The organism is Massilia aerilata (assembly GCF_042656905.1).
GTDB classification, from domain to species: Bacteria; Pseudomonadota; Gammaproteobacteria; order Burkholderiales; family Burkholderiaceae_D; genus Telluria; species Telluria aerilata.
Window position 1 is genome coordinate 42440 of sequence record NZ_JBHSMZ010000001.1, and the last position, 22559, is coordinate 64998.

15 protein-coding genes and 1 riboswitch are annotated in these 22559 nt (G+C 66.1%); of the genes, 6 read left to right on the forward strand and 9 right to left on the reverse strand.

Annotated elements, in window-relative coordinates:
• Positions 1-55: 55 nt before the first annotated feature.
• The 4 genes from ACFPO9_RS00195 to mntP all read left to right on the forward strand — a co-directional run bounded on the left by ACFPO9_RS00195 (position 56) and on the right by mntP (position 5674).
• Positions 56-2569: a glycoside hydrolase family 3 protein gene (locus tag ACFPO9_RS00195; protein ID WP_379765259.1), complete on the forward strand. Its 2514-nt coding sequence runs from the start codon at positions 56-58 to the stop codon at positions 2567-2569.
• A complete protein-coding gene (locus ACFPO9_RS00200) occupies positions 2566-3519 on the forward strand; it encodes a glucokinase (RefSeq protein ID WP_379765263.1) in 954 nt (317 codons plus the stop codon). The genes ACFPO9_RS00195 and ACFPO9_RS00200 overlap by 4 nt, the downstream gene beginning before the upstream one ends.
• Positions 3520-3535: 16 nt before the next feature.
• Entirely contained in the window at positions 3536-4837 is a 1302-nt protein-coding gene (gene fucP, locus ACFPO9_RS00205; RefSeq protein WP_379765266.1) for an L-fucose:H+ symporter permease, read from the forward strand.
• An 85-nt stretch (positions 4838-4922) separates the two neighbouring features.
• Positions 4923-5098: riboswitch (yybP-ykoY riboswitch) on the forward strand.
• Between the two features lie 9 nt (positions 5099-5107).
• Positions 5108-5674, forward strand: a complete 567-nt coding sequence (mntP, locus tag ACFPO9_RS00210) for a manganese efflux pump MntP (protein ID WP_379765269.1) — start codon at positions 5108-5110, stop codon at positions 5672-5674.
• Positions 5675-5690: 16 nt separating this feature from the next.
• On the opposite strand, the gene ACFPO9_RS00215 is transcribed toward mntP, so the two are convergent.
• On the reverse strand, positions 5691-9719 hold the full coding sequence (locus ACFPO9_RS00215; protein WP_379765272.1) for an NACHT domain-containing protein: 4029 nt from the start codon (positions 9717-9719) through the stop codon (positions 5691-5693).
• A 410-nt stretch (positions 9720-10129) separates the two neighbouring features.
• On the opposite strand from ACFPO9_RS00215, the gene ACFPO9_RS00220 reads away from it, so the two are divergent.
• Positions 10130-11602, forward strand: a complete 1473-nt coding sequence (locus tag ACFPO9_RS00220) for an FAD-dependent oxidoreductase (RefSeq protein ID WP_379765275.1) — start codon at positions 10130-10132, stop codon at positions 11600-11602.
• Positions 11603-11629: 27 nt separating this feature from the next.
• Here ACFPO9_RS00220 and ACFPO9_RS00225 read toward each other — a convergent pair whose 3' ends face one another.
• From ACFPO9_RS00225 to ACFPO9_RS00245, 5 genes are all read right to left on the reverse strand, one after another.
• Positions 11630-13120 (reverse strand): tryptophan halogenase family protein, encoded by a 1491-nt coding sequence (locus ACFPO9_RS00225; RefSeq protein WP_379765278.1) that lies wholly within the window; start codon positions 13118-13120, stop codon positions 11630-11632.
• A 33-nt stretch (positions 13121-13153) separates the two neighbouring features.
• Positions 13154-14173, reverse strand: coding sequence for a cupin-like domain-containing protein (locus tag ACFPO9_RS00230; protein WP_379765281.1), 1020 nt, complete (start codon positions 14171-14173; stop codon positions 13154-13156).
• Complete coding sequence (locus tag ACFPO9_RS00235; protein ID WP_379765284.1) at positions 14157-14906, reverse strand: SapC family protein; 750 nt, start codon at positions 14904-14906, stop codon at positions 14157-14159. Before ACFPO9_RS00235 ends, ACFPO9_RS00230 begins: the two co-directional genes overlap by 17 nt.
• 18 nt (positions 14907-14924) lie before the next feature.
• Positions 14925-16454, reverse strand: a complete 1530-nt coding sequence (locus tag ACFPO9_RS00240; protein WP_379765287.1) for a tryptophan halogenase family protein — start codon at positions 16452-16454, stop codon at positions 14925-14927.
• Between the two features lie 130 nt (positions 16455-16584).
• Positions 16585-19542 carry a TonB-dependent receptor gene (locus tag ACFPO9_RS00245; protein WP_379765290.1) on the reverse strand — a complete coding sequence of 986 codons (2958 nt, stop codon included), beginning with the start codon at positions 19540-19542 and terminating at the stop codon, positions 16585-16587.
• Between the two features lie 269 nt (positions 19543-19811).
• On the opposite strand from ACFPO9_RS00245, the gene ACFPO9_RS00250 reads away from it, so the two are divergent.
• On the forward strand, positions 19812-21386 hold the full coding sequence (locus ACFPO9_RS00250) for a family 16 glycosylhydrolase (protein ID WP_379765293.1): 1575 nt from the start codon (positions 19812-19814) through the stop codon (positions 21384-21386).
• On the opposite strand, the gene ACFPO9_RS00255 is transcribed toward ACFPO9_RS00250, so the two are convergent.
• The 3 genes from ACFPO9_RS00255 to merP all read right to left on the reverse strand — a co-directional run bounded on the left by ACFPO9_RS00255 (position 21326) and on the right by merP (position 22558).
• On the reverse strand, positions 21326-21697 hold the full coding sequence (locus ACFPO9_RS00255; RefSeq protein WP_379765296.1) for a hypothetical protein: 372 nt from the start codon (positions 21695-21697) through the stop codon (positions 21326-21328). The genes ACFPO9_RS00250 and ACFPO9_RS00255 overlap by 61 nt on opposite strands.
• Positions 21698-21713: 16 nt before the next feature.
• Positions 21714-22100 (reverse strand): hypothetical protein, encoded by a 387-nt coding sequence (locus tag ACFPO9_RS00260; RefSeq protein WP_379765298.1) that lies wholly within the window; start codon positions 22098-22100, stop codon positions 21714-21716.
• Between the two features lie 170 nt (positions 22101-22270).
• Positions 22271-22558: a mercury resistance system periplasmic binding protein MerP gene (merP, locus tag ACFPO9_RS00265; protein ID WP_379765300.1), complete on the reverse strand. Its 288-nt coding sequence runs from the start codon at positions 22556-22558 to the stop codon at positions 22271-22273.
• Position 22559: the final 1 nt, after the last annotated feature.

Sequence of the window (22559 nt, forward strand, 5' to 3'; positions counted from 1 at the left end):
CCGTTGGAATCGTTTCCAACGCAGCCTCAAAAAGAATATCGTGGAGACCTCCCGCATGCACAAGCCGCTCCGTTCCAGCGCCCTGGCGCTCGCCATCGCACTGGCCTTTCCCGCCTATGCCGCCCAGGCACCCGCCGCCAAACCCTTGACCGACTGGCCGCACGTGACCAGCGCCTTCAAGAAGGACCCCGCGATCGAGGCGCGCGTGGCCGAGATCCTTGGCAAGATGACGCTGGCGCAGAAGATCGGCCAGATGACCCAGCCCGAGATCAAGGCGGCGACCCCGGACGATGTGCGCCGCTACTACCTCGGCTCGGTGCTGAACGGCGGCGGCAGCTGGCCGAACAACGACAAGCACGCCAGGGCCGCCGACTGGCTGGCCATGGCGAACGCCTTCTACGATGCCTCGATGGCCACCGACATGGCGATCAAGGTGCCGGTCGTGTGGGGCACGGATGCGGTGCACGGCCACAACAACGTCTACGGCGCCACCATGTTCCCGCACAATATCGGCCTGGGCGCGGCGCGCGATCCCAAGCTGGTCGGCGAAATCGGCGCCGCCACCGCGAAGGCCGTGCGCGCCACCGGCATCGCCTGGGTGTTCGGCCCGACCCTGGCCGTGGTCCGCGACGACCGCTGGGGCCGCACCTACGAAAGCTATGCCGAGGAGCCGAGCCTGGTCCGGGAATATGCCGGCGCCTACGTGAAAGGCATGCAGGATACGTTCAGGCAGGACGCCAACACCATCGCCACCGCCAAGCACTTCATGGGCGACGGCGGCACCGACCAGGGCAAGGACCGCGGCGTCAACAAGTCCAGCGAACGCGAGATGATGAACATCCACGCCCAGGGCTATTACACGGCGCTGGCCGCCGGCGCCCAGACCGTGATGGCCTCCTTCAACAGCTGGGACGACGTCGCCGCCGGCCGCAACTACGGCAAGGTGCACGGCAGCCGCGCCATGCTGACCGATATCCTGAAGAACAAGATGGGCTTCGACGGCTTCGTCGTCACCGACTGGAACGGCAACGGCGAGGTGCCGGGCTGCACCGCGGCCAGCTGCGCCCAGGCGATCAACGCCGGCGTCGACATGGTGATGGTGACCGACGAGTGGAAGGCCTTCATCAGGAACACCATGGCCGACGTCGAAGCCGGCCGCATCCCGATGGCGCGCATCGACGACGCCGTCACCCGCATCCTGCGCGTCAAGCTGCGCGCCGGCCTGTTCGGCAAGCGGCCTTCGCGGAACGCCTATGCCGGCAAGGACGACGCGCTGCAGGCGCGCGAGCTGGCACGGCGCGCGGTGCGCGAATCGCTGGTGCTGCTGAAGAACGAAGGCCCGGCGCTGCCGCTGGCTGCCGGTAAAAAGATACTCGTGGTCGGCAAGGCCGCCGACAGCATGGCCAACCAGACCGGCGGCTGGGCGCTGACCTGGCAGGGCACCACCAACACGAATGCCGACTTCCCGAACGCGGACACGATCCTGGCCGGCATCCGCGCCGCCGCCGGCGAAGCCAGCGTGCGTTTCAGCCTGGACGGCAAGGACGTCAATCCGGCCGACTTCGATACCGTCATCGCCGTGATCGGCGAAGGCCCGTACGCGGAAGGCGACGGCGACATCGGCCCGTCCGGCACCCTGCGCCACAGCAGCCGCTATCCGGAAGACCTGGCCGTGCTGCAGCAGGTGGCGGGCAAGGGCAAGCCGGTGGTGACCGTGTTCCTGTCGGGCCGCCCGCTGTGGGTGAACGATTTGATGAACCTATCGGACACCTTCATCGCCGCCTGGCTGCCCGGCACCGAAGGCAAGGGCGTGTCCGACCTGCTGGTGGCGGGCAAGGGCGCCAAAGCCTACGACTTCAAGGGCAAGCTGTCCTTCTCCTGGCCGAAAACCGTCTGCCAGACCCCGCTCAACGTCGGCGACGCCAACTACGCGCCGCTATTCGCCTACGGCTATGGCCTCGGCAAGGGCGCCCGCTCGCAGCTGGGCAAGCTCGATACGAACTACCCCGCCGGCGGCTGCGGCGTCTCGAACGTGTTCCCGCTGTTCGGCCAGTCCGACCGCGCCAGCTTCCCGCTGCAGATCCGCAGCGGCGGCAAGGTCCAGCCGCTCGGCGCCGACCTGAACGCGACGGTCAGCCTGCCGGGCATCACCGTCGGCACCGCCCAGATCAACACCCAGCAGGACGCCAAGCTGGTCACCTGGACCGGCCCGGCTTCGCTGGAAGCGCATGGCGCCAAGCCGCTGGTGCTGCCGGCGGCTGCAGCAAAGGATGCGGTGCTGCGCTTCGACACCATGGTCGAGAAGGCGCCGGCCGGCAGGGTCGATATCGCGATGGGCGGCACGGCGCTCGACGCCACGGCCCTGTTCGCGCGCCTGGCCGGGAAGGGCAAGCAGTCGGTCAAGATCCCGCTGGCCTGCTTCACGGCGAAGGGCGCCGACCTGGCCAGGCTCGATACGCCGTTCAGCGTCAGCAGCAGCGGCGCCTTCGCCGCCGCCATCGGCAATATCGACGCGGTCGGCGGCGCTGCCGGCGACCAGGACGCCGTGCCTTGCGGGGCGCTGAAATGACGCTCCGCCTGCTTGCCGACATCGGCGGCACCAACGCCCGCTTCGCGCTGCAGCAGGCCGGCGGCACCGGCTTCGCCGACATCGAAGTGCTGGCCTGCGGCGACTACCCGGCGATCGACGATGCCGTGCGCGCCTACCTGGACGGTGCCGCGGCGCGCGGGCTGGCGACGGCAGGCGTCAAGCAGGCCGCGATCGCCATCGCCAACCCGGTCGAAGGCGACGAAGTCGGCATGACCAACCACTGCTGGCGCTTTTCGATCGGCGCATTGAAGGCGGGGCTGGGACTGGACACGCTGCTGGTGGTGAACGATTTCGCGGCGCTGGCGATGGCGCTGCCGCACCTGAAGGCCGAGCAGCGCGAGCGCATCGGCGGCGGTGAAGCGCAGCCGGGCAAGCCGATCGGCCTGATCGGCCCCGGCACCGGCCTCGGCGTGTCCGGCGTCGTCCCTTGCGGCGGGCGCTGGACCGCGCTGGCGGGCGAGGGCGGCCACGTCAGCTTTGCGCCGGTGACGAAGCAGGAGATGAAGATCCTGCAGGCGCTGTGGGAAGAGTACGGGCATGTGTCGGCCGAGCGCCTGCTGTCCGGCCTCGGCCTGGAGCTGATCCATCGCGCGCTGGCCGGGCAGCGCCTGAGCGCGCCGGAGATCACCGCCCGCGCGCTGGACGGCGGCAGCATCGCCTGCCGCGAGACGGTCGAGACCTTCTGCGCGGTGCTGGGCAGCGTGGCCGGCAACGTCGCGCTCACGCTGGGCGCCACCGGCGGGATGTACATCGGCGGCGGCATCGTGCCGCGCCTGGGCAGCCTGTTCACCGGATCGCGCTTCCGCGAACGCTTCGAGGGCAAGGGCCGGCTCTCGGGCTACCTGGCGCGCATTCCGACCTGGCTGATCACGGAAGAATATCCGGCGCTACGTGGGGTCGCGGCCATGCTGGACGATATTCAAAATTAAGAAAGAAGGAGACACCATGGCACAAACCGCACCGAATACAGCGATCCCGCCGGCGACCCACGCGACCGGCAGCAATACCGGACCGCTGGTGATCGTCACCATCCTGTTCTTCATGTGGGGTCTGCTGACCTCATTGAACGACGTCCTGATCCCGCACCTGAAGGCGATCTACACGCTCAGCTACGTGCAGGCGATGCTGGTCCAGTTCTGCTTCTTCGGCGCCTACTTCATCGTCTCGGTGCCGGCCGGCGCCCTGATCCGGCGCGTCGGCTACCAGAAGGGCGCCGTGACCGGCCTCTTGATCGCTGCAGCGGGTTGCGCGCTGTTTTACCCGGCCTCGAAAAGCGGTTACGGCCTGTTCCTGTTCGCCTTCTTCGTGCTGGCGAGCGGCATCACCATCCTGCAGGTGGCGGCGAATCCCTATGTGACCGTGCTCGGCCCGGCCAGCACCGCATCGAGCCGCCTCACGCTTACCCAGGCCTTCAATTCGCTCGGCACCACCATCGCGCCCTATGTGGGCGGGATCCTGATCCTGTCCGGCGCGGCGGTCGGCGCCGACCGGCTGGCGGCCATGAACGCCAGCGAGCTGGCGGCCTACCGCGCCCACGAAGCGGCCAGCGTGCAGGGGCCTTACCTGGCGCTGGCCGCGGCGCTGGCCATCCTGGCCGTGCTGTTCGCACTGGCCCGCCTGCCGAAGATCGAGCATGGCGAAGAGACCACCGCGGCCGCCAGCGGCAAGGCGTCGGCGCTGGCCTACCGCCACCTGGTGCTGGGCGCGGTCGCCATCTTCCTGTACGTGGGCGGCGAAGTTAGTATTGGCAGCTTCCTGGTCAACTTCCTGGGCGAGCAGCAGATCGCCGGCCTGGCGCCGGCGGTGGCGGCGGGTTACGTCAGCGTGTACTGGGGCGGCGCCCTGGTCGGCCGCTTCATCGGCTTTGCCGTGATGCGCTACGTCAGCCCGGGCAAGAGCCTGGCCTTCAATTCGCTGGTCGCCATCGTGCTGGTGCTGACCGGGATCTTCGGCAAGGGCGCGCTGGCGATGTGGGCGATCCTGGCGGTCGGCCTGTTCAACTCGATCATGTTCCCGACCATCTTCAGCATGGCCGTGCATGGCCTGGGCCGCCACACCGGCCAGGGCTCCGGCATCCTGTGCATGGCCATCGTCGGCGGCGCCATCGTGCCCTTCGTGCAGGGCGCGCTGGCCGACGCGATCGGCCTGCAGACTTCCTTCTTCATCCCGGCGGCCTGCTATGCCTTCATCCTGTATTTCGGCCTGAAGTACGCCAGACTACACCTCGAGGTGTCGGCGCCGGCCTGACCCGTTTCGTACTGTCCCTAGGGTAGTTCTTCCCAGCGGCGCGCCTGCGTGTCGCTGGGTTTTTTATTTGGTTTGCGGTAAGATAGCGGCACCCATTGGGGAGTAGCCTGCTCCTGCCGTTTTCAGGAGTTCCCGTATCAACATACTTGTCGCCTCTCCGGCGACGTGGTACGGGCAGCCGTCTCGGTTGGCAAGACCTTTGGCATCCTGCGCGCTTTTGACCGGGCCGCGCAGGCATGCCTTCGTGTTTGCCCGGCCAGCGAGAAATCAATGAATCTAGCCGCCACGCTCGCCATCGCGCTTGCCATGTCCACCGACGCTTTCGCCGTCGCCATCGGCAAGGGCGCGGCCCTGCACCGTCCCCAACTCAAGGAAGCCCTGCGCACGGGCCTGATCTTCGGCGTGATCGAAGGCCTGACGCCGCTGGTCGGCTGGGCCCTCGGCAAGGTGGCCGCCCCGTATGTGGAAGCCTGGGACCACTGGATCGCCTTCACGCTGCTGGGCGTGCTCGGCCTGCGCATGATCCACGCCAGCCTGACCGCCGACGAGGAAGAAGAAGAAAAGCCGAGCAGCCATGGCTTCTGGCTGCTGGCCATCACCGGCTTCGCCACCAGCATCGACGCGATGGTGGTCGGCGCCAGCCTGGCCTTCATCGACGCCAACATCTTCACCACGGCCGGCGCGATCGGGCTGGCGACCTTCACCATGGTCACCTTGGGCGTGATGCTGGGCCGGGGCCTGGGCCAGCTGGTCGGCAAGCGCGCGGAGCTGGTTGGCGGGCTGGTGCTGATCGCGATCGGCGGCGTGATTTTGTATGAGCACCTGAGCGTGGGCTGAGACAGTCAGGGGCGCATCAGACTGCCGTGGCGGACTTGCCGGATTTCTTCCGTTTGGAAACGCCACCAATCTCCGCTGCGTGGTGCATCGCCGATACGTCGATCACGAAAACCTTCAAGCGGTCGATCGCGTGCTCAGGGATTTGTTTGTACAAGGCCTTCAAAAGCGCTTCCGGCGTGTCCGGAAGCGGCTCCGGTTTGGGAGGCGCCATCAGCCTCGGGGTTGTTGGTCCGCGCATGCCATCTGCGCCAAACCAGAATACGCCATATATACCGTAACCATTGACCTTCTCATGCTTCGTATAGCGGTCGAGCTGTGACATGATTGCAGTCCACAAATCGTCGTGTGAATCGCGTTTCAGTTCGACGACAACTTTCCCTTTTTTGCATGTGAAAGCGATGTCGGTTCGCTGATCTGCCGGCATGGCCTCTTCCGGCGCCATGTCGATGGAATCCGCAAGCATGGGTTCCAGCAAGCCCATGAGCACGTCCCGGCAACTCTCTTCGGGCTTCGGCGAATACACACTGCCGTGTGGGCCCTCGTTCCAGAACCATTTATGGATATTCATCGGCGATCCGTCGATCCGTGCCTGGACCGACTTCATGTAGTCCATGACAAGGTCCTGCAGCTCCTGCTGGTCCGCAGGCGGGCCATTGCGCAGGCTTCGCTCGACACGCTTCCAGTCGTGCTGGTGGTCTTGGCTATCAATCGCAGCGCGCAACTGCTGTTTCAAGACCGGCTCCAGGATGTTCTTCAGGCCGGCGAGGTCCGGGTCGGCATGCATGTCGTTCAGGGCGTTGGTGGCGTCCGGGCCAGAACGCTGTTCCAGCGCGCGCAGGAAGATCCCGATGCAGTAATGTACCCACGAGAGATTAACGTCCGGCGAGCCCTTCGCAAGCTCGAATTTGAACCTGGCGTACATCAAGCGGACCAGCCCAGCAAGGTGGAAGGCTTCCATTCGTTCAACGGCGGGACCCATGATGTGCGAGAACCTCATCAACCATGCCAGCGCCGCCCCGAGGCCGGGGCGGTCGACGTAGCTGTCGAACAGCGCAAAGTGTGTTTCGGGATCGAGCGCAATGCCGAAAGCCAGCCAGGAACGATACGCTGTCGAGTCGATATTTTCCGGCGTGCGGGCAAGGACATCCCCGACGAGCTGTCGGACCATGTTTCGGTCCTCGAGGTACACGAGCACTTCCATCAGTTCGAGACCGGCAGAGTCGGGGAGCGTCGGAAATTGCCTGAGTAAGGTCAACACGGCCTGCTGATGGCCTGTCATATAGACGAGTGCCTCGGCGGCGTACGCAGCGAGCGCGCCTTGCCCGCCGCAAGCCGTGACAAGCTGCGCGTTTGTTTCGACGGCGAGCTGGGGGTGATCGCGCCCGATCCGGTCAGCCCAGGCTCTTGTTGCTCCGCTGCTTTTGCCGGACTGGTACAAATCCTGCCGCGTCATGCAATCCGCCATGAGGCGCGCGCCTACCAACTCGGGCCGCAAGGGAGGACAGTCAGCCGCTTCCGACAGGGCGAGCCCGGCGGATACGGCGTAGCAGGCGTCGGATGTCACGCCGTCCTGCGCCATTCGCAAGACCTCGCGCTCGGGCAGCACATCAGCGCGAGCGGCGTAGGAGATCAAGCCCGCACATATCTCAAGGGCGCGATCTTCGCCGAGGTGTCGCCGAAGGCGTTCGATCCCGGATGCGGAATCCGGGGAGGTCGAATCGATGCCGTAAAAAATGCGGCCGGCCTTCCACAGTTCCTTGCATTCCAGCTCAGCGAGCGGCAAGCTTTCCAAACGCCCGACCTGCAGCGCAAGGCGCTCCCGCCACAGAGATGCGGTGCGGTCCCCGGTGTCCGTCACGGCACGGGGCGGATCGGCGGGCCTCGGGAGCGCGGCGCCGGCATCGGGCGCGATGGGCGCCGCCAGGCGCGACGCGGCAGCCTCTAGTTCCCCGCGAGGGCGGCCGCCGGCGGCCGCCAGTGCACGCCCGATCCGCGCGGACATCAGGTCGGCCGTTACGGCACCGGCAGAAATTGCCATCAACTCGGTCACCGCGTCCCAGCCCGCCTGTCCTTCAGCCAGTTCGCCGACAATCAGGTCTGCGAGTCGATCGCACAGGCCGGTAGTATTGATCAGGCGAGATAACAGCACCGAATCGGATTCGGGCGCGAGACGCCATTCCAGCACAAAGCGGTGTCGAGCGCGGAGCCAGGCGCGCAAGCGCTCCGCCGACGGGCAGCATACCAGTGCTTCCGCCACCAAGTGATCGATCGTCCACAGTATCGGTGGGGACTGCAAGGTGCGCAGGCCCTTCGGTTTGCGCGCGGCGGCGTCGACAAATTCGTCCAAGAGTGCCGTGAGATCTTTGTGCGGTATCACGAGCGACACGTAGGGCGCCCTGTTCAGAACGATTCCTTTCTGTGGTTCCATCAAATCCGAGAGCAGGCTCAGGACGTCGGCACGGCTACGATGCTGGCCGTAGAGAAATGGGAGGATCTTCCCACGCAGGCGCAGGCCTGTTTCGGTGCTGCCGAGCGTACCGTAACCCGCGTTCAGCTCGTCGAACGGTATGACGGGCAGCCGGAGGAGCGCGTGCAGGCTGTCGTAGCGGAGCTCATGGCGCATCACCGGATCGAACAAAACGGCAAGCAGGGCGTCCATCAGTTCAGGTCTCGGTTCGCCATGGGCGACGGCTTTCAGCGTCAGGGAAAGCAGCCGCGGTTCGGCGCTGCCGTGAGCCATGGTTTTGTGGAAGGCGGGCACCATGCCTTCGCAAGACAAGGTTCCAATGTTGAGGTTCGACCAGAGATGTCGATCCGACTTCTCGTTGGCATTCGCCGGCTGCGCAAGTTCGCTGAGCAGGCGCTGTTTGTTGGCGAGCCTGAGAAGGCTGGCGTCTGCGTAGGCGAGGACTCCGACAGGGTCCGCGGCGATCAGTTCAGCGGCTTCGTCCGGCCTGGCCTTGTCGAGCAGGACCGCGAGCCAGGCATGGATCCCGCGCAGCGGAGTTGGTGGCAGACCACGGATGCAGATGAGCGCGCGCACCCGGCTTAGCGGCAAGCCTTTGACGACCTGGCCGGCGAGCCATTCGGCGGCGAGGAATTCGGCGATCGACTTGTGACTGGCGTCCATGCTCCCCCTTGCGTCTGTCGACGCGAACACGAGACGTCCCAGTGCCGCCTGCGCTTTCGCAGGCTCCCAAAGTCCGCTGTTCCCATAAAACGGCGTCCTGTCGGAGCCCGGGTGATTAACCGAGATACCGGCCACGTCACTCAGTAGCCGCAGGGCGCACAGCGCGCCGGCCGTGCCGCGCAGCTGTTCCGCGAAGTACTCGATACCGACGAGGTAGACGCTCGAATTATGTTCGGTGAGAAGCTTGTCGATCGCGACATCGAACAATGCGTGGCGGCCGGCAGGCCATTGTTCGCCCGCGACAGCCTTTACCAGCAACACGAGACTCAGGGGATTTTCAAGTAATTCTTGCAGGCCGTGTGCTTTCGCCTTGTTGATGAAAGCGTGGGGCTCGGCGACCCGCTTTTCCTGCAGGAGCGCCATTTGCTCACCCTCGTCGAGGGGTTGGAGTGCCAGCAGGCGGTATTCTGCATAGCCATTGAGCCCGCCCGGCTTGTCGAGGCCGAAGCTGCTGTGCCAATCGACGGCGCGGCAGGCAATCCGGACCTTTGCCGGCTTCAAAGCATTGATTGCCTTGAAGAGTGCGCGGATGGTTTTCCGTGGATCGGCGTGTTTCCGGTTTTCGTCTAGGCCGTCGATGTAGAGCGTCGCGTCCGGGGTGATATCGATATCCGGGTCGCTTAGAAAATCGACAGCCTGCAGCAGATGAGCACTCTCGTCGCGTGCCATGAACTCCGTGAACAGACTGGTCTTCCCTGCACCCGGATCGCCCAGCACGATAAGCCTGGGATGCTCGTGGTGATCCGAAAAGCGGGATACCGGCTCGGGCTGCTCTGCGCCCGCTTCGATACGCCGGACCCGACGATCGTGAATCTTTGGAGGTGAAGGCGGGGTCGAATCGACAGAGGTGTTCATATTGGCTTGGTCGCGATGCTGAGCTGGCAATAAGTTACTCTAACCCGACGCCAGTCATTTGGCCACCTGGGCCATCGACGATCTGTCCTAAGTAGTTGATTGACACTGTTATCGGCCGCCGCATCGAGCTCGACAGCCCCGACGTGCTGGCGCAGGCGATGGTCAAGCTGCGCAATGCAAGGCCGAGCGTCGTGTCGGCGCGGCAGTAGCCGTGCTAGAATCGCCCTGTCGAAAAAGGCAGCGGCGGTTCACGGTAAGCCCGCCCGCTTCCCACGCACGGAAGTTCTGTTCCTTCATCTCGCATGCATGAGAACCCACGACGAACCCGAGACATTTATTGTTCGGGCTCGTCTGCGTTTTTCGCATCGCTTCTTCGCGACGCCGATGAGCCCCCTTGACCTGGAGCTCAAATGCAAGCAACGCATATTCATTACGACGCCGTCGTTTCCGGCGCCGGCCCCGTCGGCCTTTTCCTCTCCTGCGAACTGGCGCTGGCCGGCTGTTCGGTGCTGGTGTTCGAACGCGAGGCCGATCCCCATTCGCTATTCAAGCAGCTGCCCTTCGGCATACGCGGTCTGTCCGCGCCCACCATCGAAGCCCTGTACCGGCGCGGCCTGCTCAACGAACTCGAGGTGCCGCGGCGCCTGAAGAACCCCTTCGGCATCGGCGGCCCGCAAGCTGGCCAAGCGCTGCGCCAGGCCGGCCACTTCGCCGGCATCGGCTTCCAGGCCGAGCGCATCGATGCAACGCGCTGGCCATGGCGCCTGCCGGGTTCCCCGCCGGCCTCGCTGATCGCGGAGATGGCGGAACTCGAGACCGTGCTGGCGCGCCGGGCGCAGATGCTGGGCGTCGAAATCCGGCGCGGCTGCATGGTCAGCGGCTATACGCAGGACGACGATGGCGTCGATGTTCGTGCGGGTGCGCTGCAGATCCGCGCGCGCTGGCTGGTCGGCTGCGACGGCGCCCGCAGCAGCGTGCGCAAGGCCGGCGGCTTCGACTTCGCCGGCACCGAGCCCGAATTTACCGGCTACTCGGCACGCGCCGACGTGGCCGATCCCTCGTTACTCGGCCAAGGGCGCCAGCTGACGCCGCGCGGCATGGTCTTCCAGTCCCAGCCGGGCTATCTGGCGATCCAGGAATTCGACGGCGGCGCCGGCCACGACGGCGCACCGGTCACGCGCGAACGCCTCCAGCAAGTGCTGCGCCGCGTGTCCGGCGTCGATGTCGGCATCTCGGTCCTGCATGCGGCCAGCACCTGGACCGACCGCGCGCGCCAGGCCACGCGCTACCGCCAGGGCCGCGTGCTGCTGGCCGGCGACGCCGCCCACATCCATGCGCCGCTGGGCGGCCAGGGCTTGAACCTCGGGATCGGCGACGCCATGAACCTGGGCTGGAAGCTGGCCGCCACCATCAAGGGCAGGGCGCCGGCTGGGCTGCTCGATACCTACGAGGCCGAGCGCCATCCGGTCGGCGCAAAAGTGCTGGATTGGTCGCGCGCCCAGGTGCTGCTGATGCGGCCGGAACCGGCATCACGCGCCTTGCGCGCAATCGTGGAGGATTTGATGGACACGGTGGACGGCGCCACATACATGGCGGGCCGCGTCTGGGGCATGGCGACACGCTACGATCTCGGCGGCGACCATCCCTTGATCGGACAGAGCGCACCGGACTTCGAGCTCGGCGACGGCAGCCGCCTGGGCCAGCACATGCACGACGGACGCGCGATCCTGCTCGATTTCAGCGGCGACGCGGCGACGCAAAGCCAGGCCGCGGCATACGGCCTCCCGTTCAGGCATGTGCAGGCCCGGCCGAACGAGGACTTCGGCCTGGGCGCCTTGCTGATCCGGCCAGATGGCATCGTCGCCGGCGCCTGGGACTTGTGACGCCCAGTCACAAATCCCCGCCCATGCCTACAGCTTGGCGCCGCAGTAGCGCTCCACATACGCCTGGTGCGCAGGCAGCTGCGCCACCGTGCGCTCGACGCGCGTGCGGATGCTCTCCAGGAAGGCGCCGAGCTCCTCGTCGCCCATCAGGTCGGCGCTCGGGTGGTGCTGCTCGGGCGTGATGCCCTGGCCCAGCATCACCTGGATCCACGAGTTCTCGCCGAACAGTTCGTTCACCACGCGGAAGGCGCGGCCCGTCTCCTGGAACATGTCGATGCGGTGCTGCAGCTGGGCCGGCACCGGCATTTCCGCGGCCTGCTTCCAGTAGGGCGTGTCGCGGCGCTCGGTCACCTTGTAATGCAGGATGATGAAGTCGCGGATGAATTCGATCTCGGACCAGGTCTGGGCATTGAACTCGTCGACGTCGCTCCGGCGGATGCCCTGCGACGGGAAGTTCTGCAGCAGGCGGACGATGGAGCGCTGGATCAGGTGGATGCTGGTCGATTCGATCGGCTCCAGGAAGCCGCTGGACAGGCCGATCGCCACGCAGTTGTGCGACCAGGTCTGGGTCCGTTGGCCCGGCTTGAAGCGGATCACGCGCGGCTCGGTCAGGGGCTTGCCTTCGATATTCCCGAGCAGGGTGGCCTTCGCGGTGTCGTCGTCGATGAAGCGGCTTGCGTAGACGATGCCGTTGCCGACACGGTTCTGCAGCGGGATGCGCCACTGCCAGCCCCAGTCGTGGGCGATCGAGCGCGTCATCGGCAGGGCCGGGCCCATGGACTCGGTCTGGACCGCGATCGCGCTGTCGTTGAACAGCCAGTGCGACCAGTCCTGGTATTCGATGCCCAGGGTCTGGCCCAGCAGCAGCGAGCGGAAGCCGGTGCAGTCGATGAACAGGTCGCCTTCGATGCGCTTGCCGGAATCGAGCAGCAGGGCGGCGATGTCGCCATTGGCGGCCTGCTCGACGCTGGCGATCCTGGCCTCGATGCGCTCGACGCCGAAGTGTTCGCTGAAGCGGCGCAGGAAGCGCGCGTAGCGGCCGGCATCGAGGTGGTAGGCGTAATGGATGCCGTCGTTCGGCAGGTGGGCGAATTTGTGTTCCAGGCCCGCGCGCAGTTCCAGGCAGTAGTCGCCGTAGTCGCGCGCCAGGCCGCGCTCGCGTCCCTTCATCCAGAAATGCTGGAAGCCGGCGGTCCAGTGGTCGGTGCCGGTGGTGCCGAAGGAGTGGATGTAATCCTTGCCGCGGTCGCGCCATCCCTCGAAGCTGATGCCCAGCTTGAAGGTGGCCTGGGTGGCGGCCATGAATTCCTGCTCGTTGATGTCGAGCAGGCGGTGGAAATGGACCAGGGTCGGGATGGTCGCCTCGCCCACGCCCACGGTGCCGATCTCGTCGGACTCGACCAGGACGATGTCGAGAGCTTTGCCGAGGGTGCGCGAAAGCGCAGCCGCCGTCATCCAGCCGGCGGTGCCGCCGCCGGCGATCACGACGCGGCGGATGTGCTTGTGCTGTTGTTCCATGGTGTCTCCTGCAGGTCAGCTTGTTATCGGTTGTTATCGCTTGAGCCGGTTCAGCAGCGTCTCGCGCAGCGCACGTGCGCGCTCCTCGTCGAGCGGCGCCAGCGCATGGCGCGCGTGCGGCGGCAAGTGGGCTTCGTTTTCCTCGGCGGGCTCGAAGATGTAGTGGCGGAAGAGCTCCTGCCAGGCGCGGCGCTGTTCGAGCGGCAGTTCGCGCGTCGTCAGCAGGGCCAGCATCAGGGCGTTGGTCGGCGTGTCCATGTACGCCGGCGACTGCCGCCACCAGTAATTCACCAGTACGTTGAAGGGCGTGAGCGCTTCCACGTGGTGCCACCACATCGAGGGGATGAAGATGGCGTCGCCGGCGTCCAGCTCCGCCACCTGGGCATGCCGCAGCGCCTCGCGGAAGCGCGGGAAGCGCTCGTCGTCGGGTTCCGCGAAGTCGACCAGGCTGATGGCCTGGCCGGCCGGGTTGAAGTCGAGCGGGCCGACATACAGATTCGCCAGCTGCTCCGGCGGGAACAGGGTGAAGCGGCGGCGTCCGGCCGCCACCACCGCCAGGTTGTCGGGCAGGTCGTAGTGGGCGGCGATGCGGGTCTGGTTGCCGATCCAGATGCTGGCCAGCGCATTGCGCGGGCCCAGGTCGATGTCGTTGTTGGCGCGCAGGCCGGGCAGCACGGTGTCGACCGTGGTCGAGCCGACGTAGATGGCGGCCGGGCGCGGATTCTCGCGGTAGCCTTTCATCTCGTCGAGCACGGCGTCCAGGCGCGCGCGCGCCGAGTAGTAATTGAAGCCGCTCAGGTCCTGGTTGTAGAAGAAGCGGCCGCGAATTTCGGGCTTGCCCAGCATCGCGCCCACCGTGGCGCCCTGGTAGAAGCGGCGCAGGTAGGCGTCGGCGGCGTCGATCGAGCTGCGGGCGGCCTCGACCAGCGGCCAGTGCGCCGCCAGGCCGCGCACGATATACGGTTCGGTGGCGCGCAACAGCGCATCGGACAAGGCGCCGGGCAGCTTGCCGCCGGCCTCGATCTCGCGGATGGGTTTAGCGACGGGCAGCATCGGTACCCGCGACGAGGCGGTTCTTGCGGTCGATCAGGCCGCGGAACTGCGCCAGCGAGGCCACCGCCATGTAGATGGCCTGCAGGTAGCCGGCTTCATGCAGGCGGCCCAGCTGCTCGGGCTTGAGGGCGGCGAGGCGCTCCTCGTTGATGGTGTAGAAGCCCGCCAGGCGGTTCTGCGAGCCGTCGTCCAGCTCGATGTCGAGCACGAAGGACTCCAGCAGCTCGAGGTGCAGCAGGGCTTCGATGAAGGTCTTCGAGGTCTCCAGGCCGTCGTGGATGCTGCGCAGCACGCGGCTGATGCGCTCCAGGTATTCGCTGCTGCCGCCGTAGGACAGGAACAGCGGCTCGCCTTCCGACCTGCTCAGGCGCGGGCTGTCGAGGTCGACGTGGATCATCATGCCTTCGCCGGAACCATCGGCGGGCCGGCCGATCAGGAAGGGCTGGCGCTCCACGGTCAGCGGGATGGTAGGCGCGTCCCAGCCGTTGCCGAGACCCTGGCCGCCGCCCAGGAACAGGTTCTCGCCCTGCTGGAAGCCGAACAGCGCGATCGGGTCGAAGGACGTGCCCTCATGGTTCTTGGCGAAGACGATCGGATAGTGGGCCTGCAGTTCGCGGAACTCGGCCGGGAAGGTGAGGGCGGACATCACCGCGTCACCGTAGGCCGCGCCGCGCTGGGTGAGGATGCGCAGGTCTTTGTGCTCGATGTTGTTCAGGAGTGCGTGATTGGGCATGGTGTCTCTTGTTATAAGTTAGATCCGCTGCAGGCCGTGCTTGCGGATATGGTCCAGCAGTTCGCGGTTCGAGGGCAGGGCCGGCAGCATGCGCGCGGTCAGGCGCGCGGCTTCGCGGAAGGCTTCGTCGGCCAGGTCGGGACGGTCGGAGGCGCGCGGCGCGGCTTCGCTGGTAAAACCCATGCCGTACAGGATGTACTGCCAGCTCGCGGACGGGAACACTTCCTCGATGCGCGGGAAATCCCGGCGCGAAGGCGGTCGCGCGCGCCACAGCTGCAGCAATTCCCGCAGGCGCTCCGGGATCGAGGCTTGTTCCCGGTGCTCGCGCCAGTAGGCGGTGTCGTCGCGCCTGCTGAGTACATAGTGCAGCTTGAGGAAATCGATGATCCGTTCCCAGCGATAGGTGAAGGCTTCGTTGAAGCGCGCGGCGAGCGTGTCCATGTCGGCGCGCGTGGCCGGCATGTCGTCGGCCAGCCAGGCGGCCGACAGCTCCACCAGGGCCAGGGCCGAGGCTTCGAGCGGCTCGATGAAGCCGGCCGACAGGCCGATCGCGACCACGTTGCGGTGCCAGAAGCGCTCGCGGTAGCCTGGCTCGAAGTCCAGCTTGCGCGGGGCCGGCATGTCGGCCGGACCGCCGGACTCGCGCACGTAGGCGCGCAGCACCCGCTCCGCCTCCTCGTCGCTGGAATGGACGCTCGAGTACACGTGGCCGATGCCGCGCCGGCCGGGCAGGCCGATGTCCCAGATCCAGCCGTTCGGCTGCGCGCTCGAGGTGGTCTGCGAGGCGATCGGCGTGTCCTCGCTGGCGTAGGGCACCTGCACCGCCAGCGCGCTGTCGTTGAACAGCACGTGGCGCTGGTGCAGCAGCGCCACGCCGTAGTGCTTGCCGAGCAGGAGCGACTGCATGCCGGTGCAGTCGACGAAGAGATCGCCCTCGACCACGCCGCCGCCGCGCAGGCGCAGGGCGGCGATGTCGCCGTTCTCTTTCGAGCGGATCTCCTCGACGTGGCCGACCACGTGGTGCACGCCCAGCTTGCCCACGCAGTGCTCGCGCAGGAAGACCCCGAACTTGCCGGCATCGAGGTGGTAGCCGTAGTTGGCGACCGCCGCGAATTCCGGGGTGGCGGCCTGCTTGGGCGCGCGGCCCCGCACGCACAGGTGCGGCTGGTAGCTGACCAGGTCGGCGAAAGGCAGGTGGCGGTGGGCGCGCTGCCAGGCCCCGGCCAGGTTGGCGTCGCCGTAGCCCTGCGGCAGGGAGAAGGGGTGGAAATAGGCGTCGCCGTCGGCGCCCGTGACCCAGCGCTCGAAGCGCGAGCCCTGCTTGAAGGCGGCGTCGCATTCGCGCAGGAAGTCGGATTCGGACACGCCGATGCGATGCAGGGTATCGCGCATCGAAGGCCAGGTGCCTTCGCCGACGCCGATGGCGGGCACCGCCGGCGATTCGACCAGGGTCACGCGCAGCGGATGCTCGGCCGCCAGCACCCCGGCGACCAGCCAGCCGGCGGAACCGCCGCCGACCACCACGATGTGTTCGATCGTGTTGTTCATCGTTCGAGTCTAACCAAAAGGCTTTAGTTGAAGCAAGGCTTAATCCTAAAAACAACTTGGCCCCAAAAAGCACGGCCGGGAGAGCCCGGCCGTGCCAGGTCGCGGGGCGCCGGGGACGCCCCTGGCCAGGTCAGAACTTGTAGCGTGCGCCCAGCATGTAGCGCGGGCCGGTCTGGGTCACGTACTCGGCCATCTCCTTGGCGCGGCCGTGGCTGCGGGTGATTTCGTTGGTCAGGTTGATCGCTTCGAACTGCACGCTCAGTTTCGGCGTGATGTTGAAGCCGACGCTCAGGTCCAGCTGGCCGTAAGGCTCGGTGTACTGCGGGTTCGGACCGGCCGCATCGAAGGTCGAGGACAGGAACTCGCCGCGCCAGTTCCAGGCCAGGCGGGTGCTCATGAAGTCGTTTTCGAAGATGCCGACCACGTTGTACGAGTTCGACAGGCCGACCAGCGCGAACTGCTCGCCCACCGACTTGTTGTCGTAGCGGAGGCCCGAGTGCACGTAGGTGTAGTTGGCCGAGACGCCGAAGCCGGTGTTCGCGAACATGTGCTGGACGTTGAACTCCAGGCCGTTCAGGCTCGCCTTCTTCTGGTTCGAGAAGGAGGTGATCCGGAAGTTGGCGACCGGGTCGCCCGGCTGGCCGACGATGTCGCCGGTGGCGTTGCCGAGGCTGTCGTTACCCTTGAAGATCACGCCGTTGGCGCCGGCGTGGTTGCGGAAGATGTAGTTGCGGATGCAGGTGGTGTCCGAATTCGCGCAACCGTTCTGCATGGCTTCGTTCCAGAATGCGCCGCCGACCGGGGTATGCAGGCCGAAAGGCTGCTCCACGACCTGCGACTGGCCGGCGTAGTTCTCGAGGTCCTTGTAGAAGGCGTTCACCGAAGCGAAGCTCTGCTTGGCGTAGTACCACTCGAAGGACAGGTCGAAGTTCTTCGACTTGACCGGCTTCAGCGCCGGGTTGCCCTGCGAGCCAGTGCCGCCTTCGACGCGCGCCAGGGTATTCAGGATCTGGCCGCCGGCGATCTGGTCGTAGCGCGGACGGCCGATGGTCTCGCCGTAGCTCGCGCGCAGCTTCATGTCGGCGCGCAGGTCCATGTCCCAGTCCACGCTCGGCAGCAGGTTGTGGTACTTGCCGGTCAGGGTGGTGAAGGTCGGCTCGCCCATGTTGACCGTGAACTCGTTCTGCGAACCCCAGCTGATCGAGGTCGCGGCAGGCACCAGCGCGGTCGAGACCACGTCGGTCTTCTCGTAGCGCACGCCGATCGCGGTGTGCATCGGGAAGCGGGTATCCCAGTCGGTGTTGAACTGCAGGTAGAGGTTCTTGGTGTCTTCCCTGGTGCGCTGGTCGGTCGTGAACGAGGTCTTCGGCAGGTAGCCGGCCGGGTTCTTGGTGGCGTTGGCGGCGGCCAGGCGCGCGTCGTTGAAATTGAAGGTGTAGAAATTGTTGAACAGGTTCGGGCTGTCGCTGCCGTCGATCTGGTCGAAGTAGCCGCGCACGGTGGCCGGGTGCCACAGGCTGCTCGGGTAGTCCGATGCCTTCGAAGCGCCGCCCCAGGTATCGAGCTGGTTGTTCGATTCGGCCGAACGGTTGTTGACCTTGATGGCGCCCAGGCCGAAGTTCAGGTTCGAGGACTCCAGCATGCGCAGGCGGCCCTTGACCTGGTACTGGTCGATCTTGCCGATCATGTAGCGGTTCTGGAAGTTCGAACCGGTCACCTGCTGCGGCGCCCTGGTGAAGTCGGCGCCGGCGATGCTCAGCACCGGGAAGTCCTTCGAGAAGTCGGCGCTGGTGTCGCCGCGCGAGAAGCTGGCGGTGCCCAGGGTGTTGAAGGAACCGAAGGGGCTGTCCGCCATCGACTCGGCGGTCGAGTGGTGGGCGTCGAATTCCAGCTTCAGGTCGTTGGTGGCGCGCCACTGGGCGTTGAAGCCGAGCGACTTGTTGTCGGTCTTGGTGGCGAAGTTACCGGCGCCCATCGCGATGTCGCTGGTGGCCGGCGAGATCTGCTCGGTGTAGACCAGCGGCGCCGCGACCGGGCCGTTGGTCCAGGACGAGGTCGACGGGCCGAAGTTGAACCAGGCCGAGAGGTCGTTGCGCTTGGTCTGCAGCTTGTTCTGCGAGTAGGTGTAGTCCAGCGTGGTGACCAGTTCCTTGACCGGTGCGAATTGCAGGGTCAGCTGGCCGTTGGTGCGCTGGCGCTTGACGCCGGTGAAGCTGTAGTTCAGGTTCTGCGGCACCTCGTAGACGTCGCTCGGCTTCGGGTGGTTGGTGGCGCCGGTGGCCGGGATCGCGCCCCAGGTCTGCTCGTCGCCGCGGAACGGGCCTTTCCAGCCGCTCGACACGGCGGCCTGGTTGTAGCCCGAATTGCGTTCCTGGTAGCTGGCGCTGATGCCCAGGCCCCACTTGCCGTCCTTGCTGGTGGTGGTGTAGATGCCCGAGAATTCCGGCGTCGACGAACTATCTGCGCGGTCGTCGGCAGGCAGGTTGTTGTTCGAGGCGTCGTACGCCCACTTGACGCCGAAGCTCGAATAGGTGCCGAGGCGGTCGAGCGGACGCGCGGTGAGGACGTTGATGGTGGCGCCGATGCCGCCGGTCGGGGTCTCGGCGCGGCTGGTCTTGTAGACCTGCAGCTGCGAGATGGCTTCCGAGGCCAGGTTCGAGAAGTCGAAGGCGCGGCCGTTCAGGTCGCCCAGGTTCGAGGTCGGCATCTGGCGGCCGTTCAGCAGCACCATGTTGAAATCGGGGCCGATACCGCGCACGGTCACCTTCTGGCCTTCGCCGTTGCTGCGGTCGATCGACACGCCCGAGATGCGCTGCAGCGACTCGGCCAGGTTGGTATCCGGGAACTTGCCCATGTCTTCGGCCACGATGCCGTCGACGATACCGTCCGAATTGCGCTTCAGGTTCAGCGACGAGGCCATCGACTGGCGGATGCCGCTGACCACCACCTGCTGGACGCCGGCGGCTTGCGCGGTGGTGTCGCCGGTGGCGCTGGCGGCGTCCTGCGCATGCGCCGGCAGGCCGAACGCCGCGCAGGCGCCGGCAACTGCCAGGCTGATCAGTTTCTTGTTTGCCTTGGGATAATGCATTGGGTCTCCTCTGTTTTTCTTGGCGTAGTTGTCATTCATCAGGTCCGGCTTGCTCCTTGAATCCTTTCAACTCATCTGGAACCGTTGGAAACGTTTCCATCTCAGTTGTCTGAATCTTATGATTAGTAAAAAAAATTGTCAACGGGTTACTTTCATTTTTTATTGAAAGCGCGTGGCGGACGCAACACTTGCAAAATGCTATAGTCGGCGCCGATCTGGGAACGTTTCCAAGCGGACCCATAAAACAAGACCAAGGAGACTGCCAAACCATGAAGATCCGGAACCTGATCCAGGCCGCGGCGCTGCTGCTGTGTGCGCCCTTGTGTGCCCATACCGCGCTGGCCGCCGGCCCTTTTAGCTGGCCGAACGGCGCCCGCGCCGCGGTCAGCCTGGCCTACGATGACGCCGCCGATTCCCAGCTCGACCACGCGATTCCCGACCTGGACCGCCATGGCCTGAAGGCCAGCTTCTACCTGGAGTTGTCCAAGCCGTCCGTGCGGAAGCGCATGACGGAATGGCGTGCCGCCGCCCGCAGTGGCCACGAACTCGGCAACCACTCGCTGTTCCACCGGTGCTCCCGCTCGAAGCCGGACCGCGGCTGGGTCCAGCCGCAGCGCGATCTCGATACCACCACGGCCGAGCAGATGCGCGACCAGGTGGAGCTCGCGAATACCCTGCTGCAGGCGATCGACGGCGGCCATGAACGCACCTATACCGTGCCCTGCGGCGACCGGCTGGCCGCGGGCAAGGATTACGTCGATGGCCTGCGCGGCGCCTTCGTCGCCATCAAGTCGGGCGAAGGATCCGGGGTGATCGACGACATGGCGGCGCTCGACCCGTGGGCGGTGCCGGTGCTGGCCCCGGTGGGCCTGAGCGGGCAGGAGCTGATCGCCATCGTCAAGCGCGCCGACGCGAAGGGGACGATGGTGAATTTCACCTTCCACGGCATCGGCGGCGACCACCTGGCGACTTCGAACGAGGCGCACCGCGAGCTGCTGGCCTATCTTGCCGCGCACCGCCAGACGGTGTGGACCGACACCTTCCTGAACCTGATGCGCCACGTGAAGACCAAGCAGGCGGACGCGGGGCCGGACTGGGTGCTGGACTGGAGCGACGAATTCAATGGGACGGCGCTCGACCGCACGAAATGGGTCGCGGAGCTTGGCGGCCATGGCTTCGGCAACAACGAGCTGCAGGTCTACACGGCGCGTCCGGAAAACCTGCGCGTCGGTGGCGGCAATCTCGTGATCGAGGCGCGCCGCGAGAACCGCGACGGCATGCGGTACACTTCGGCGCGGATCAAGACCGCCGGCCTGTTCGAGCGCACCCACGGCCGCTACGAGGCGCGCATCAGGATCCCGCGCGGGCAGGGCATCTGGCCGGCCTTCTGGCTGCTGGGCGCCGACTGCGCGGCGAGCGGCTGGCCGCGCTGCGGCGAGATCGACATCATGGAGAACATCGGCAAGGAGCCCAGGACCGTGCACGGCACGCTGCACGGCCCCGGCTACTCGGGCGAGCACGCCTTCGGCAGGCCCTCCGGCATCGACGCCGACTTCGCCGACGGCTTCCACCTCTACGCCGTCGAATGGGAAGCGCGCGAGATCCGCTGGTACCGCGACGGCGTCCTTTACCACACAGCGCGTCCTGCGCTAGTGAATGGCGACTGGGTGTTCGAGCACCCCTTCTTCGTGATCCTCAACCTGGCCGTCGGCGGCGACTGGCCCGGCAATCCGGATGCGAGTACGGTCTTCCCGCAGCGGATGCTGGTCGATTACGTGCGCGTCTACCGCCGTTCGGGTTCGGGCTCGGCTGCCGGATCGGCGGGCGCCGTCGCCGGCAAATAGTGTTCCCGCGCCTCGCGCGTCAGCTCGGCGACGCGGCGCAGGCAGTCCAGGGTCGGCACGCCGGCGTTCGCGTCGGCCCCCTTGGCGTAGATGCGGGCCAGCTGGGTCGCGACCGCCGCCGCGCCCGGGATCTGGTCGCGGAACAGCTTGATCAGGCTGACGACGGTTTCATGCACGGCGGCGTGCGCGGCGCGCGCGACATGCCTGCCGCCGGGATCGGCGGCCAGGGACTGCGTGATCGTGCGCTCGAACTGGTTCTCCGCGCGCTGGATGAGCATGCGGAGCTGTGCCGGTGAGTACTGGAGTCGCATGGTGGTCTCGTCCTCTCTACTGGTCCGCGAATGCCGGCTCGCCCTGCGGTTCGGGCCGCAGGCGAGCGTGGGATTTTCCCGGCCGCACCCGTAGCGGCGCGCGCGGCGTGGACGAGCGCACCGGTGTGAGCGGGCCTTCGTAGGGCGGGGTGTCGTGGTCGATTTCAGTCGGTTCGCCGCGTCCGGCGCCGGCCAGGAACTGGGCGATCGCGATCTTGACGATGGCCCGGTTGCTGAGTTCTGCCGTCAGGCGGAACTTGCGGTTGTAGTAGAAGAAGGTGGCCTTGTCGCCATCGCCGCTGACGATGTCGACTTTCTTCGGCAGCGAGAACCCGTAGCGTCCGCTGGCCCACAACTTGACCGCGCAGGCCCCGGCACCGGGTGAGGAGAATGTAAAGTTCATGCAGGAATCGTAATCCTGCATAGCGCCGCGCACGGAACGAAATTGTTCCAAACTATTACGGCGAGAACAGTTCTTTCCTGCGGGTAGCTTTACCGCCTGCGGTAGGGTGGGCACCCTGTGCCCACGCGACACCGGCGGTCGAACGTAAGCGTGGGCACGGAGTGCCCACCCTACCGGGTGGTCTTCAGCATCGAGGGATAGCCGACATCTTCGGTCGCCTTTTTGAGATCGGCCACGCTCGCCTGGGCGTCGTCGTAGACGATCACGGCTTCGCGCTTTTCATAGCTGACTTGCACCTTGGACACGCCCGGCACCTTGACCAGGGATGCCTTGATCGTGATCGGGCAGGTGGCGCAATCCATGGTCGGTACGTTGAGCTTGACGGTCTGCTGTTTCGCCGATGCGAAGGGCGCGGCGGACAGCAGGGCGATCAGGGACAGGGTTTGCAGGGTTTTCATG

Excerpts from the sequence above, each read along its gene's own strand:
- ACFPO9_RS00195 (WP_379765259.1), top strand. The coding sequence starts at position 56 with ATGCACAAGCCGCTCCGTTCCAGCGCCCTGGCGCTCGCCATCGCACTG.
- ACFPO9_RS00255 (WP_379765296.1), bottom strand. The coding sequence starts at position 21,697 with ATGCGACTCCAGTACTCACCGGCACAGCTCCGCATGCTCATCCAGCGC.
- fucP (WP_379765266.1), top strand. The coding sequence starts at position 3,536 with ATGGCACAAACCGCACCGAATACAGCGATCCCGCCGGCGACCCACGCG.
- merP (WP_379765300.1), bottom strand. The coding sequence starts at position 22,558 with ATGAAAACCCTGCAAACCCTGTCCCTGATCGCCCTGCTGTCCGCCGCG.
- ACFPO9_RS00220 (WP_379765275.1), top strand. The coding sequence starts at position 10,130 with ATGCAAGCAACGCATATTCATTACGACGCCGTCGTTTCCGGCGCCGGC.
- ACFPO9_RS00250 (WP_379765293.1), top strand. The coding sequence starts at position 19,812 with ATGAAGATCCGGAACCTGATCCAGGCCGCGGCGCTGCTGCTGTGTGCG.
- ACFPO9_RS00240 (WP_379765287.1), bottom strand. The coding sequence starts at position 16,454 with ATGAACAACACGATCGAACACATCGTGGTGGTCGGCGGCGGTTCCGCC.
- ACFPO9_RS00230 (WP_379765281.1), bottom strand. The coding sequence starts at position 14,173 with ATGCTGCCCGTCGCTAAACCCATCCGCGAGATCGAGGCCGGCGGCAAG.
- mntP (WP_379765269.1), top strand. The coding sequence starts at position 5,108 with ATGAATCTAGCCGCCACGCTCGCCATCGCGCTTGCCATGTCCACCGAC.
- ACFPO9_RS00260 (WP_379765298.1), bottom strand. The coding sequence starts at position 22,100 with ATGAACTTTACATTCTCCTCACCCGGTGCCGGGGCCTGCGCGGTCAAG.
- ACFPO9_RS00235 (WP_379765284.1), bottom strand. The coding sequence starts at position 14,906 with ATGCCCAATCACGCACTCCTGAACAACATCGAGCACAAAGACCTGCGC.
- ACFPO9_RS00245 (WP_379765290.1), bottom strand. The coding sequence starts at position 19,542 with ATGCATTATCCCAAGGCAAACAAGAAACTGATCAGCCTGGCAGTTGCC.
- ACFPO9_RS00200 (WP_379765263.1), top strand. The coding sequence starts at position 2,566 with ATGACGCTCCGCCTGCTTGCCGACATCGGCGGCACCAACGCCCGCTTC.
- ACFPO9_RS00215 (WP_379765272.1), bottom strand. The coding sequence starts at position 9,719 with ATGAACACCTCTGTCGATTCGACCCCGCCTTCACCTCCAAAGATTCAC.
- ACFPO9_RS00225 (WP_379765278.1), bottom strand. The coding sequence starts at position 13,120 with ATGGAACAACAGCACAAGCACATCCGCCGCGTCGTGATCGCCGGCGGC.